Here is a 12,957-nt window from a genome sequence, read left to right as displayed (position 1 = left end):
TCGGAAGGACGTTCCATCCGAAATTGGCTAGCGTTTCCGGGTGTTTAACCGGGAGCAAGCAAGGATCATGCTGTCGAAATTCGAGCGCTATCCGCTCACCTTCGGGCCGACGCCCATCGAGAAGTTGTCGCGCTTGTCCGCCCATCTCGGCGGCAACGTGGAACTCTATGCCAAGCGCGAGGACTGCAACTCCGGGCTGGCCTTCGGCGGCAACAAGCTGCGCAAGCTCGAATACATCGTGCCGGATGCGATCGCCTCGGGCGCCGACACGCTCGTCTCGATCGGCGGCGTGCAGTCGAACCACACTCGCATGGTTGCTGCGACGGCTGCCAAGATCGGCATGAAGTGCCGCCTCGTGCAGGAGAGCTGGGTGCCGCATGACGACGCCGTCTATGACCGTGTCGGCAATATCCTGCTCTCGCGGGTCATGGGCGCCGATGTGCAGCTCGTCGACGAGGGCTTCGACATCGGCATCCGTGAAAGCTGGGAGAATGCGCTGGCCGATGTGAAGGCCAAGGGCGGCAAGCCCTATGCGATCCCGGCTGGCGCCTCCGTGCACAAGTTCGGCGGGCTCGGCTATGTCGGCTTCGCCGAGGAGGTGAGGGCGCAGGAGGCCGAACTCGGCTTCAAGTTCGACTTCATCGTCGTCTGTACGGTCACCGGCTCGACCCATGCCGGCATGGTGGTCGGCTTCGCCAAGGATGGTCGCCAGCGCAACGTCATCGGCATCGACGCTTCCTTCACCCCCGCACAGACCAAGGCGCAGGTGCTCGAGATCGCGCAGAAGACCTCGGCGCTGATCGGCGGCAAGGACATCGTCGCCGACGACATCGTCCTGAACGAGGACTACGCCTATCCGGTCTATGGCGTCCCCTCGAAGGAGACGATCGAGGCCATCCGCCTCTCGGCCCGCCTCGAAGGCATGATGACCGACCCCGTCTATGAGGGGAAATCCATGCAGGGGATGATCGATCTGGTCAGGAAGGGCTTCTTCCCCGCCGGCTCGAAGGTGCTCTACGCCCATCTCGGCGGCGTGCCGGCGATCAACGGCTACAGCTACACCTTCCGCAACGGCTGAGCGCGATGGAGGTCGTCGTGCTCATCGAATTCGAGACGGCGGCGGCCTCCGGGCGCTCCGCCCTGCTCGAGAGGGTCGGCGCGCTCGCGCTGGCCGGGCAGGCGAGGCTGAGCTTCGTCGGCACGGAAGCTGGCGGCGCTGGCTTGCCCGGGCGCGACGTCGTCGCGATCGGCCTGGCTCGCGCCGCGGCGGCACCGGGCCTGATCGAGCGCTGGCGCGACGAAGGCGTCCTCGCGAATACGACACGGACGCGGATCCTGCAGGTTCAGCCGCTCTGGTCGATGGAGCCGCTGGCCCTGATGTTTCCCTGAGGCGGCCTGTCAGCCGTGCAGCGAGAGGCCTTTGGTGATCCTGTCGATCTCCTTGCGCTCGCCATGGAAGGCGAGACCGACGAGATCGAGCGCGTCTGTCCTCACCGTCGCGACGGCGGCGCGGTTGTCGGCGTCGTTGCCGGTCGAGAACAGCTCGCTCGTATAGATGTGGGGGCGCACGCCGCGCTGCTGCGCGCGCTGGAGGGTGCTCGCGAACTGCCCGGGCGAGGCCGCGAAGATCAGGATCGGTTGCCGGATCAGCGGTCCGTAGAACCGTCCCGAGGCGTCAGCGTAGTTTTCGCCGCCGAGTTCGGGATAGGCTGCGACCAGTCCGCCGGCGAGGAAGCTGGCGACGTTGAGCTTTTGCCAGGTGGCGAGATCCTCGCGCACCGCGATGGCGATCTTGGTGTCGTAACGCATGACGCGAGAGCTAGACCCTTCGACAGCCGGCGGTCTTGAACGATCGTGCGGATCGCTGCCTGGCGATTGGCTTCGTGCCGGTGCCGGTGCCGAGGGTGTCGAGCGCATCGAGGCCTTCTTCGGCGGCCACGCCTACGATCCGCACCGGCATGATACCTATGCGCTCGGCCTGACTCTGACGGGCGTGCAGTCTTTCGACTATCGCGGCGGCCGGCAGGACAGTCTGGCCGGCAATGCCATCGTGCTCCATCCGGACGAGGTTCATAACGGTCGCTCCGGCGTCGACAGCGGCTTCCTCTACCGAATGCTTTATCTGGAGCCGCGTCTGGTCCGCTCGGCGCTTGGCAAGGCCGCAAGAACACTGCCCTTCGTGAAGGCCGCCGTCTCGTCGGATCCACGGCTGGTTGCTGCGGTCGGGCGTGGGCTGGCTTCGCTCGATGCCCCATTCGATGAGCTGGACCGGGATGCCGTCATTCTTGGGATAGCCGATGCGCTGCTGGCGCTCGCGCCGGATGCTGCAAGGGCGATCGGATTCACGCCGGATTTCGCGGCAGCCGAGCGGGTCCGGCAATGCCTGCACGACGGCCATGGCCCGATCAGTTCGGCAAGGCTTGAAGAGATCGCGGACCTCGACCGTTTCGCGCTGGCGCGGCATTTCCGTGCCGCCTTCGGAACAAGTCCGCATCACTATCTCGTCATGCGCCGGCTTGATCGGGCTCGCACTCTGCTGCGTACCGGTGCCGGCCTCGCGGACATTGCAGCGACCTGCGGCTTCGCCGACCAGAGCCATCTGACGCGGCAGTTCCGGCGTGCCTACGGCCTGCCTCCCGGGCGATGGCGTGCCCTGCAGCAGGCAGACGGCATGGCTCGGGTTGCGCGCCCTGGCGGGGCGCCCCTCGCGCCGGGTGGCTTGTCGTGAGCCGGCGCGGAGTGCAAGAACCGCGCTGAAACGATGCGGCCGCCAGGTTGCCGCAAGCGATGAAGGATTGGACGTAATGCAGCTTGGAGTGATCGGCCTCGGCCGCATGGGTGGCAACATCGTGCGCCGTCTGAGGCGTGCGGGCCATGACTGCGTCGTCTACGACCGCGACCCGAAGCCCGGCCTGGCGCTTGCGGCAGACGGCGCAATCGTCGCCTCCGATCTCAAGGACATGGTCGCGAAGCTCCAGACGCCACGCGCGATCTGGGTGATGCTCCCGGCCGGCAAGATCACCGAGGGCACGCTGGCTGAGCTCGCCGAAATGCTTTCGCCGGGCGATACGCTGATCGACGGCGGCAACGCCTTCTGGAAGGACGATGTCCGGCGCGGGCGCGACTTCGCGGCCAAGGGTCTGCACTACATGGATATCGGCACCTCCGGCGGCGTCCATGGGCTCGATCGCGGCTATTGCCTGATGATCGGCGGCGACAAGGCGGCCTATGAGCGGCTCGAGCCGATCTTCAAGGCGCTGGCGCCCGGCAAGGGCGAGATCGAGCCGACGAAGCATCGCGAGGGCCGCAACCCGACGGCCGAGCAGGGCTATCTGCATTGCGGCCCGGTCGGATCCGGCCACTTCGTCAAGATGGTCCATAACGGCATCGAGTACGGCATGATGCAGGCCTTCGCCGAGGGCTTCGACCTGCTGCGCAACGCCTCCGCCAAGGAAGGCCTGCCGCCGGAATACGGCTTCGAATTCGACACCGCAGAGATCGCCGAGGTCTGGCGGCGCGGTTCGGTGGTGACCTCCTGGCTGCTCGACCTGACCGCCGAGGCGCTGGCGGCCGACGAGGAGCTCTCCGCCTATTCCGGCAATGTCTCGGATTCGGGCGAGGGGCGCTGGACGGTCGATGCCGCCGTCGAGACCGCGACTCCGGCCGAGGTCCTGACCTCGGCGCTGTTCGCGCGCTTCCGCTCCCGTGTCGACCACACCTTCGGCGAAAAGATCCTCTCCGCCATGCGCGCCGGCTTCGGCGGTCATGTCGAACCCAAGAAGCAGGGCTGACGCGGCATGACTTCCTCGCAAGCGGCCGTGAAGCCGGCCGTCATCGTCGTCATGGGCGTCGCCAGCTCGGGCAAGACCTCGCTCGGCGAGCGCCTTGCCGCCCAGCTCGGCTGGTCCTTCCGCGACGCCGATTCGTTCCACCCGCCGGAGAACGTCGCCAAAATGGCGGGCGGCACGCCGCTGAACGACGACGACCGCAAGCCCTGGCTGGCTGCGATCGCCGCCTGGATCGACGACCTGCGGGAAACAGGCGGCAACGGCATCGTCACCTGCTCGGCCCTGAAGCGGGCGTATCGGCGCGTCATCATCGGTGACCGGCCGGATGTCGCGCTCGTCTATCTGAAGGGTTCGCGCGAGCTGATCGGCCAGCGCATGGCGCAGCGCCAGCACCACTTCATGCCGACGGCGCTGCTCGACAGCCAGTTCGCGACGCTGGAGGAGCCGGGCGACGACGAGCGCCCGCTGGTCGTCTCGGTCGAGGCCTCGAAGGACGCGATCGAATCGGAAGTGCTGACGAGACTCGGCCTGGTCTGAACCGGGCTTCGCGGTCGAGCGTCAGGTCACCTCGAACCAGCTCCAAAGCCCCCGGTCGAATCGCTCCAGCACGGTCGACGAGATCAGCCATCGCCCCGGATTTTCCGCGATGAAGGCGATGTGCAGCCGCTTGCCGTCGGGAATCTGCACCGTGTCGAGGAAATAGGGCTCCCAGCCGTCGTCGAGCGGGTGCAGCAGCCGGAAGCTGTGCCCGTGGACATGAATCGGCTGGAAGAAGGCCGTCTTGTTCTCGATCGCCAGCACGACCGGCGTGCCCCGCTTCACGCTGAAGAGCGGCTTGGCCGAAGCATCGCCCACGCCGCCATTGATGCGCCAGGGCAGGGCCGGATCGATCCCCGCCATGTCGAGCTTGAAATCGGCTGAGACCTTCGCGCCGCCCTCGATCACGATCTGGGGGCGGTGCGCGTCCTGCAGGCGCACCGCAGCGGGCAAGGTCGGATTGGCCTTCAAGGCCATGGGCGCCGTCGACACGGGCTTGCTGGCTCCGTCCGTGACCAGCCGCACGAGCGGTACGCCAGAGCCGACGAGGGCGGTGACGATGGCCGTGGCGCCGGCGTCCGTGGGCATGTCGACGAGCAGGTCGTAGCGCGTGCCCGGGGCGAAGGGCAGCTGCGAGCGAACCGGCTCGAACGATTCGGTCGGCTGGCCGTCGACCGCGATGACGACCGCTTTGATGCCGTCGAAGCGCAATCTCATGATCCGGGCGTTGCAGGCATTGGCCAGCCGAAGCCGGACACGGGCGCCGGGCGCGACAGGCACGCGCTGCGGCGGCGAGCCGCCGTTCACGGTGACCCAGCTCCCGAGCCGTCCAGCCCCGGCGCCATCCGCGCTGGTTGGGGAGAAGGGCTGCAAGGCGTTGTCGTCGCCGAGCAGCCAGTCCGTCACCAGAACCGGCAGGTCGAGATCGACCGGGGGCGGATCCGTTTCCTCGACCACCAGCATGCCGCTCAGTCCGCGGCCGGCTGGCTCGGACGATCCGCCAAGAACCAGCGGCCGATACAGGACCGTCCCGGAATCCGGCGGCTTGAGCCGGTACTCGAAGCTCTCGCCCGGCGCGATCGGGGGCTGGCTGAAGCCGCCGACCCCGTCCATGGCCGCGTCGCCGCGCAGGCCGTGCCAATGCAGCGCGAGCGGGCTCGCCGTCCTGTTCGCCACGGTCAACCGCAGCGTCTGGCCCTGCTTGATTCGCAGCGCCGGGCCAGGCGTCGCGCCGTCAAAGGCCCAGATTTCGCTTTCGACGGCTGGTGCGGGCCTTAGTCTCGCCTTGGCCGGTGCCGCCGTCAGCAGGCGCGCTGCAGATTCCGGCGCAGGCGCGGCGGCCCCGGGTTGCGCCTGCGCCACGGCACGGGACGCGAAGGGCAGCGCGGCGGCGCTCCCGAGGCCGGCGAGGGCGGCACGGCGCGTCGGGCGGGCAGGGCGGTCTGGCTGGTCACTCATGCAAACCGGCATAATTGCACCTGCGCGCGATGGCGAGAGGTTGTCGCCTGGAGCCTGTCGCTGTCCCGCGACCAGCATGTTTTGCAGAACCGTCATTTTTTTGCTGCATGGCGCGGCCGAAATGCGTATAGCACCGGCGCCCAATGATGGCCGCGCTGCGTTTGCTCGCGCGCAGCGCTATCGGGCCGGCGGGCGTGGCGGAACTGGTAGACGCACTGGATTTAGGTTCCAGCGGCGAAAGTCGTGGGGGTTCGATTCCCTCCGCCCGCACCATCGAACTGGTTTTCGCGAGCGCGGCGGCGGTCTCCCGGCGTCGCGCTTTGGACATTGAAGTAACGAGCTGTTGGCGGATCGAACGATGAACGTGACCGAAACCCTCTCGCAGGGCCTCAAGCGCGAATTTCAGGTGGTGCTGAACGCCGCCGACCTCAAAACGCGGCTCGATGACGGCCTTCAGGGCCTTCAGGGCAAGGCCCGCATCAACGGCTTCCGTCCCGGCAAGGTGCCGGTCGGCCATCTGCGCCGGCTCTATGGCCGCTCGGTCATGGCCGATGTCGTGCAGAACGCGGTCAACGAGGCCAACCAGAAGATCGTCGCCGATAACGGCCTGAAGCTGGCCTTCGAGCCGCAGATCAAGTTCCCCGAGAACAAGGACGAGATCGAGGCCGCGATGGAGGCCAAGGGCGATCTCGCCTTCACCGTCGCGCTCGAGGTTCTGCCGAAGATCGAGATCGCCGACCTCTCCGACGTCGCGCTGGTCAAGCCGGTCGCCGAGGTTCCGGACGCCGATGTCGACGCCGCGCTGGAGCGCATGGCCGCGTCGAACCGCAGCTTCAGCAATAAGGGCGAGAAGGCCAAGGCCGACAAGGGCGACCGCCTGATGATCTCCTTTGTCGGCACGCTCGAGGGCAAGCCCTTCGACGGCGGCACGGGCGAGGGCATCTCGCTCGATCTCGGCGCAGGCCAGTTCATCCCCGGCTTCGAGGAGCAGCTCGAAGGCATCAAGGCCGGCGAGACCCGCACGGTGAAGGTCACCTTCCCGGAGAACTACACGGCGACCCACCTCGCCGGTAAGCCGGCCGAGTTCGAGGTCACCGCGACCGAGGTCCAGGCTCCCGAGCCGGTCAAGATCGACGACGAGCTCGCCAAGTCCTTCGGCATGGAGTCGCTGGATGCGCTGAAGACCGCCGTCCGCGAGCAGATCGGCCGCGATTTCGGCCAGCAGTCGCGCCGCAAGCTCAAGAAGAGCCTGCTGGATGCGCTCGACGGCAAGTACAGCTTCGAGCTGCCCCCGACCCTGGTCGAGCAGGAGTTCGCCGCGGTCTGGAGCCAGGTCGAGACGGATATGAAGGAATCCAAGAAGTCCTTCGAGGACGAGGGCACGACCGAGGAGGCTGCGAAGGCCGACTACCGCAAGATCGCCGAGCGCCGCGTCCGCCTCGGCCTCGTGCTGGCCGAGATCGGCGAGCAGGCCAAGGTCCAGATCTCGGATGACGAGGTCACCCAGGCCCTGGTCGAGCGTGCTCGCCAGTTCCCCGGCCAGGAGAAGCAGGTCTGGGAGTTCTACCGCAAGAACCCGCAGGCTCTCGCCGAGATCCGCGCACCGATCTTCGAGGAGAAGGTCGTCGACCATCTGCTCGGTCAGGTGAAGGTCGAGGACCAGTCGGTTTCCCGCGAGGCGCTCTACGCCGACGAGGATGCCGAGGCTGCCACGACCGAGGCCAAGCCGAAGAAGGCCGCCGCGAAGAAGGCGAAGAAGGCCGACAAGGCCGAGGATGCTGCCGGCGACGACGCCTCCGCCTGAGCGCGTCGGAAACCTTAATCCGAACATTTGCGCCGCTCGGCCCACCGCCGGGCGGCGCTTCTCTTTTCAGCCGCCTTTGCCGTGCTTATGTGGAGGTCTCCTCAAGACAGCCACGATTCGCCGGTTCCTATCCGGCCTCTGCCACTCAAGGACATGTCCATGCTGCGCGATCCGATCGAGACCTACAACAATCTCGTCCCGATGGTGGTCGAGCAGTCGAGCCGCGGCGAGCGTGCCTTCGACATCTATTCGCGCCTGCTGCGCGAGCGCATCATCTTCCTGACCGGACCGGTCGAGGATTATTCCGCGTCGCTGATCGTGGCGCAGCTCCTCTTCCTCGAGGCCGAGAACCCCAAGAAGGAAATCTCCTTCTACATCAACTCGCCCGGCGGCGTGGTCACCTCGGGGCTGTCGATCTACGACACGATGCAGTTCATCCGCTGCCCGGTCACGACCTTGTGTGTCGGCCAGGCCGCCTCGATGGGCTCGCTGCTGCTCACCGCCGGCGCCAAGGACATGCGCTTCGCTCTGCCGAACGCGCGCATCATGGTGCACCAACCCTCCGGCGGCTATCAGGGCCAGGTCACCGACATCCTGATCCACGCCAAGGAAGTCGAGAGCCTGAAGCGCCGTTTGAATGAGATTTATGTGCATCATACGGGCCGCAGCTACGCTGAAATCGAAGCGGCCCTGGAGCGCGACAATTTCATGACCTCCGAGGCGGCGCGCGAGTTCGGCCTGATCGACAAGGTCATCGACAAGCGTCCGGAAGAGGCGGCCTGAGGGTCTGCGACGCGCTGGCGCGCTGCCTGTGGGTTGGCTTTGCAGCGCGCAGTGCACATATTGCAAGCTAGCCGGCCCCATGGTTGCATGGGGACTCGGACAGGCGTGGGGATGATCCCCAGGTGCCCCTGCATGATCCGGTTGTGGATCAGGCTCGATCCAGAACGTGCCGGAACGGGGCGTTAACCTGATGATCGTGAACTGGGCGCCTTATTATGACGGAGAGACGACGGTTGCATCCGCCTCGGCTGATGTGGTCTCCGGCTCCGAGAATGGAGATGGACGATGAGTAAGGTCAGCGGCGGCGATTCGAAGAGCACGCTCTACTGCTCCTTCTGCGGCAAGAGCCAGCACGAGGTTCGCAAGCTGATTGCGGGCCCGACCGTGTTCATCTGCGACGAGTGCGTCGAGCTCTGCATGGACATCATCCGCGAGGAATCCAAATCCGCGCTGGTGAAGTCGAAGGACGGCGTGCCGACCCCGAAGGAAATCCGCAAGGTCCTGGACGACTATGTCATCGGCCAGGAGCATGCGAAGAAGGTCCTGTCGGTTGCTGTCCACAACCACTACAAGCGGCTTTCCCACGCGACGAAGCACAACGACGTCGAGCTGGCGAAGTCCAACATCCTGCTGATCGGACCAACCGGCTCGGGCAAGACGCTGCTCGCGCAGACGCTCGCCCGCATCCTCGACGTGCCCTTCACCATGGCGGATGCGACGACGCTGACCGAAGCCGGCTATGTCGGCGAGGACGTCGAGAACATCATCCTCAAGCTGCTCCAGGCCTCGGACTACAATGTCGAGCGGGCGCAGCGCGGCATTGTCTATATCGACGAGATCGACAAGATCAGCCGCAAGTCCGACAACCCGTCGATCACGCGGGATGTCTCGGGTGAGGGCGTCCAGCAGGCGCTGCTGAAGATCATGGAAGGCACGGTCGCCTCCGTGCCGCCGCAGGGTGGTCGCAAGCATCCCCAGCAGGAGTTCCTGCAGGTCGACACGACGAACATCCTGTTCATCTGTGGCGGCGCCTTCGCGGGCCTCGACAAGATCATCTCGGGTCGCGGCAAGGGCACCTCGATCGGCTTTGGCGCGACAGTCCAGGCGCCCGACGACCGGCGCACCGGTGCGATCTTCCGCGAGGTCGAGCCCGAGGATCTGCTGAAGTTCGGCCTGATCCCTGAATTCGTCGGCCGCTTGCCGGTCCTGGCGACGCTGGAGGATCTCGACGAGGCTGCGCTGAAGACCATCCTGACCGAGCCGAAGAACGCTCTCGTCAAGCAGTACCAGCGCCTGTTCGAGATGGAGGACACCGAGCTGACCTTCACCGACGAGGCGGTCAGCCTGATCGCCCGCAAGGCGATCGACCGGAAGACCGGCGCGCGCGGGCTGCGCTCGATCATGGAGGGCATCCTGCTCGAGACCATGTACGAGCTGCCCGGCCTCGAAGGCGTCGAGCAGGTCGTGATCGGTCCGGAAGCCGTGGAGTCGAAGGCGCGCCCGCTCTTCATCTATTCGGAGCGCGAGGACGAGGCGAAGTCGGCTTCGGCCTGAGTCGTCCACAGGCATCGAGACAGCGAACGCGCGCCCCTTGGCGCGCGTTTTGCGTATGGGGGTGTGCCGGCGCGGAACCCTTGCCGCACTGGGACAGCCCGCGTGGAGCCCGATGCAGGAATGCGCTTACCGTGATCGGATCGGACCTCGGTGTTGCACTGCACGCTCGACGGTCTCGCTTGAAAGCCGGCGAGGAAGTCTCCACTTTAAGTACACTCGCGAGAGTCGCATGCCTGTCGAGGGTGCGATGCGCGGGGGCGGACGGAGTGAATGGTCGCTCCGGTCGCGAACGCCCGATCGCTCCGCCCATCTTGGGGGTCCGCCGGGCGCAACCACAAAGGAATAGTCATGACTGGCTCGGCGCCCCGCGCTCCTTTCGTTTCTGGTGAGACCGGCACCTATCCGGTTCTGCCCCTGCGCGACATCGTCGTTTTCCCCCACATGATCGTGCCGCTCTTCGTCGGCCGCGAGAAGTCGATCCGTGCCCTGGAAGAGGTCGTGAAGACCGACGGGCTGATCCTGCTCGCCACGCAGAAGAATGCCGGAGACGACGATCCGGAGACGAAGGATATCTATGAGATCGGCACGCTCGCCCGTGTGCTGCAGCTTCTGAAACTGCCCGACTCCACCGTGAAGGTCTTGGTCGAGGGCGTCGGCCGCGCCAAGGCGACGGCTTACGTCGCCGACGAGGCTTTCTATCAGGCCGAGGCCACCGGCCTCGCCGAGGAAGAAGGCAAGAAGGTCGAGGTCGAGGCGCTCGGCCGCTCGGTCATCAGCGAGTTCGAGAGCTATGTGAAGCTCAACAAGAAGATCTCGCCCGAGATCGTCGCCGCCGTGTCGCAGATCGAGGAGCCCTCCAAGCTCGCCGACACCGTCGCTTCGCATCTGGCGGTCAAGATTGCCGATCGCCAGGCGGTCCTCGAGATCACCCATGTCGCGCATCGGCTTGAGAAGGTCCTCTCGCTGATGGAAAGCGAGATGTCGGTGCTTCAGGTCGAGAAGCGCATCCGCTCGCGCGTCAAGCGCCAGATGGAGAAGACCCAGCGCGAGTACTATCTCAACGAGCAGATGAAGGCGATCCAGAAGGAGCTCGGCGACGGCGAGGAAGGCCGTGACGAGCTGGCCGAGCTGGAAGAGCGCATCGCCCGCACCAAGCTCTCCAAGGAGGCCCGTGACAAGGCCGTCGCGGAGATGAAGAAGCTGCGCCAGATGTCGCCGATGTCTGCCGAGGCTACGGTCGTGCGCAACTACCTCGACTGGATGCTCGGCATCCCGTGGGGCAAGAAGTCGAAGATCAAGAAGGATCTGGCTGCCGCGCAGGCGGTGCTGGACGACGATCACTTCGGCCTGGACAAGGTCAAGGACCGCATCGTCGAGTACCTGGCTGTGCAGCAGCGCACCAACCGGCTCGCCGGCCCGATCCTGTGCCTCGTCGGCCCTCCGGGCGTCGGCAAGACCTCGCTCGGCAAGTCGATCGCCAAGGCGACCGGCCGCGAGTTCGTGCGCATGTCGCTCGGCGGCGTGCGTGACGAGGCAGAGATCCGCGGTCACCGCCGCACCTATATCGGCTCGATGCCCGGCAAGATCATCCAGTCGATGAAGAAGGCCAAGACCTCGAACCCGCTCATCCTGCTCGACGAGATCGACAAGATGGGCCAGGACTTCCGTGGCGACCCCTCGGCGGCCCTGCTCGAGGTCCTTGATCCCGAGCAGAACGGCACCTTCAACGACCACTATCTCGAGGTCGACTACGATCTGTCGAACGTCATGTTCGTGACGACGGCGAACACGCTGAACATCCCGCCGGCCCTGCTGGACCGCATGGAGGTGATCCGCATCGCCGGCTACACCGAGGATGAGAAGACCGAGATCGCCCGGCGTCACCTGATCCCGAACGCGATCAAGAAGCACGGCCTCGAATCCAAGGAATGGTCGATCGAGAACGATGCGCTGCAGACGCTGGTTCGCCGCTATACGCGGGAGGCGGGTGTCCGCAATCTCGAGCGCGAGCTCTCCAACACCGTCCGCAAGGCGGTGAAGGACATCGTGCTGACCAAGAAGAAGAAGATCGCCGTCAACAACGAGTTGCTCGAGGAGTATCTCGGCCCGCCGCGCTATCGCTATGGCATGGCGGAAACCGAGGACCAGGTCGGTGTCGTCACCGGCCTGGCCTGGACCGAGGTCGGCGGCGAGCTTCTGACCATCGAAGGCGTCATGATGCCCGGCAAGGGCAGGATGACCGTCACGGGCAACCTCAAGGACGTGATGAAGGAATCGATCTCGGCGGCGGCATCCTATGTCCGCTCGCGCGCCGTCGATTTCGGCATCGAGCCGCCCTTGTTCGACCGGCGCGACATCCACGTCCATGTTCCCGAGGGGGCGACCCCGAAGGATGGGCCGTCGGCCGGCATCGCGATGGCGACCTCGATCGTCTCGGTCCTGACCGGCATCCCGACCAACCGCGACGTCGCCATGACCGGCGAGGTCACGCTGCGGGGCAGGGTGCTGCCGATCGGCGGGTTGAAGGAGAAGCTCCTGGCGGCGCTGCGGGGCGGCATCAAGAAGGTGCTGATTCCCGAGGATAACGCCAAGGATCTGGTCGATCTGCCCAAGTCCGTGAAGGAGGGAATGGAGATCATTCCCGTCTCGCGGATGGAGCAGGTTCTCCAGCACGCCCTGACCCGCCAGCCGATTCCGATCGTCTGGGAAGAGGATCTCAAGGCGATCCCGGCCAAGGGTGCCGACGAGGATGCAGCCGGCGTCGTCGCTCACTGAGCGGCCACGCAGGCTCGAATGAAGGGTCGCCGGCGCCTGTCGCCGGCGACTTTCTCTTGGGGGAGGGCGGATAAGGGCGGCTGCGCCCTCTGTGGCCGCTTGCTGAGGCGGCCCGCAGGCCTTAAACCCCGCACAGCAGGGGCGGTTAGCTCAGTTGGTAGAGCGTCTCCTTTACACGGAGAGGGTCGGCGGTTCGAGCCCGTCACCGCCCACCATGCCGCAAGTGATTGCTGGCGATAGATGATCTGGCCGCCGTCC

Annotated in this window: 11 protein-coding genes and 2 tRNA genes; 11 read left to right on the top strand and 2 right to left on the bottom strand. The window is 65.9% G+C overall.

What is annotated here, in order from left to right:
* The first annotated feature begins 67 nt into the window (after positions 1-67).
* Positions 68-1,078 carry a 1-aminocyclopropane-1-carboxylate deaminase gene (locus VGN82_RS14535; RefSeq protein ID WP_327527731.1) on the top strand — a complete coding sequence of 337 codons (1,011 nt, stop codon included), beginning with the start codon at positions 68-70 and terminating at the stop codon, positions 1,076-1,078.
* Positions 1,079-1,095: 17 nt separating this feature from the next.
* Positions 1,096-1,389 (top strand): hypothetical protein, encoded by a 294-nt coding sequence (locus tag VGN82_RS14530; protein WP_327527730.1) that lies wholly within the window; start codon positions 1,096-1,098, stop codon positions 1,387-1,389.
* A 9-nt stretch (positions 1,390-1,398) separates the two neighbouring features.
* Here VGN82_RS14530 and VGN82_RS14525 read toward each other — a convergent pair whose 3' ends face one another.
* Positions 1,399-1,809, bottom strand: coding sequence for a DUF2000 domain-containing protein (locus VGN82_RS14525; protein WP_327527729.1), 411 nt, complete (start codon positions 1,807-1,809; stop codon positions 1,399-1,401).
* On the opposite strand from VGN82_RS14525, the gene VGN82_RS14520 reads away from it, so the two are divergent.
* The 3 genes from VGN82_RS14520 (at position 1,808) to VGN82_RS14510 (ending at position 4,325) form a co-directional block, all read left to right on the top strand.
* Complete coding sequence (locus VGN82_RS14520; protein WP_327527728.1) at positions 1,808-2,728, top strand: AraC family transcriptional regulator; 921 nt, start codon at positions 1,808-1,810, stop codon at positions 2,726-2,728. The two genes, VGN82_RS14525 and VGN82_RS14520, sit on opposite strands and share 2 nt — an antisense overlap.
* A 76-nt stretch (positions 2,729-2,804) precedes the next feature.
* Positions 2,805-3,791: a phosphogluconate dehydrogenase (NAD(+)-dependent, decarboxylating) gene (gnd, locus tag VGN82_RS14515; protein ID WP_327527727.1), complete on the top strand. Its 987-nt coding sequence runs from the start codon at positions 2,805-2,807 to the stop codon at positions 3,789-3,791.
* Between the two features lie 6 nt (positions 3,792-3,797).
* Positions 3,798-4,325, top strand: coding sequence for a gluconokinase (locus VGN82_RS14510; protein WP_327527726.1), 528 nt, complete (start codon positions 3,798-3,800; stop codon positions 4,323-4,325).
* A 21-nt stretch (positions 4,326-4,346) separates the two neighbouring features.
* Here VGN82_RS14510 and VGN82_RS14505 read toward each other — a convergent pair whose 3' ends face one another.
* Complete coding sequence (locus VGN82_RS14505; protein WP_327527725.1) at positions 4,347-5,783, bottom strand: multicopper oxidase family protein; 1,437 nt, start codon at positions 5,781-5,783, stop codon at positions 4,347-4,349.
* Between the two features lie 188 nt (positions 5,784-5,971).
* Between VGN82_RS14505 and VGN82_RS14500 the strand changes: the two genes are divergently transcribed.
* The 6 genes from VGN82_RS14500 (at position 5,972) to VGN82_RS14475 (ending at position 12,914) form a co-directional block, all read left to right on the top strand.
* A tRNA-Leu gene (locus VGN82_RS14500) sits at positions 5,972-6,056 on the top strand.
* A gap of 85 nt (positions 6,057-6,141) precedes the next feature.
* Complete coding sequence (tig, locus tag VGN82_RS14495; protein WP_327527724.1) at positions 6,142-7,587, top strand: trigger factor; 1,446 nt, start codon at positions 6,142-6,144, stop codon at positions 7,585-7,587.
* Positions 7,588-7,746: 159 nt separating this feature from the next.
* Positions 7,747-8,370 (top strand): ATP-dependent Clp protease proteolytic subunit, encoded by a 624-nt coding sequence (locus VGN82_RS14490; RefSeq protein WP_414644293.1) that lies wholly within the window; start codon positions 7,747-7,749, stop codon positions 8,368-8,370.
* 285 nt (positions 8,371-8,655) lie between these two features.
* The gene (gene clpX, locus VGN82_RS14485) at positions 8,656-9,924 is read left to right on the top strand and encodes an ATP-dependent Clp protease ATP-binding subunit ClpX (protein ID WP_327527723.1); all 1,269 of its coding nucleotides are present in this window, start codon (positions 8,656-8,658) and stop codon (positions 9,922-9,924) included.
* Positions 9,925-10,272: 348 nt separating this feature from the next.
* Positions 10,273-12,699 carry an endopeptidase La gene (gene lon / locus VGN82_RS14480; RefSeq protein WP_327527722.1) on the top strand — a complete coding sequence of 809 codons (2,427 nt, stop codon included), beginning with the start codon at positions 10,273-10,275 and terminating at the stop codon, positions 12,697-12,699.
* Between the two features lie 139 nt (positions 12,700-12,838).
* Positions 12,839-12,914 (top strand) — tRNA-Val (locus tag VGN82_RS14475).
* Positions 12,915-12,957 lie beyond the last annotated feature (43 nt).

The organism is Allobosea sp. (genome assembly GCF_035999205.1).
Lineage (GTDB): Bacteria > Pseudomonadota > Alphaproteobacteria > Rhizobiales > Beijerinckiaceae > Allobosea.
The sequence above is the reverse complement of the archived record's forward strand: the minus strand, read 5'-3'. Positions and strand labels throughout refer to the sequence as shown.

Excerpts from the sequence above, each read along its gene's own strand:
- VGN82_RS14525 (WP_327527729.1), bottom strand. The coding sequence starts at position 1,809 with ATGCGTTACGACACCAAGATCGCCATCGCGGTGCGCGAGGATCTCGCC.
- VGN82_RS14510 (WP_327527726.1), top strand. The coding sequence starts at position 3,798 with ATGACTTCCTCGCAAGCGGCCGTGAAGCCGGCCGTCATCGTCGTCATG.
- VGN82_RS14490 (WP_414644293.1), top strand. The coding sequence starts at position 7,747 with ATGCTGCGCGATCCGATCGAGACCTACAACAATCTCGTCCCGATGGTG.
- VGN82_RS14535 (WP_327527731.1), top strand. The coding sequence starts at position 68 with ATGCTGTCGAAATTCGAGCGCTATCCGCTCACCTTCGGGCCGACGCCC.
- VGN82_RS14505 (WP_327527725.1), bottom strand. The coding sequence starts at position 5,783 with ATGAGTGACCAGCCAGACCGCCCTGCCCGCCCGACGCGCCGTGCCGCC.
- clpX (WP_327527723.1), top strand. The coding sequence starts at position 8,656 with ATGAGTAAGGTCAGCGGCGGCGATTCGAAGAGCACGCTCTACTGCTCC.
- lon (WP_327527722.1), top strand. The coding sequence starts at position 10,273 with ATGACTGGCTCGGCGCCCCGCGCTCCTTTCGTTTCTGGTGAGACCGGC.
- tig (WP_327527724.1), top strand. The coding sequence starts at position 6,142 with ATGAACGTGACCGAAACCCTCTCGCAGGGCCTCAAGCGCGAATTTCAG.
- gnd (WP_327527727.1), top strand. The coding sequence starts at position 2,805 with ATGCAGCTTGGAGTGATCGGCCTCGGCCGCATGGGTGGCAACATCGTG.
- VGN82_RS14520 (WP_327527728.1), top strand. The coding sequence starts at position 1,808 with ATGACGCGAGAGCTAGACCCTTCGACAGCCGGCGGTCTTGAACGATCG.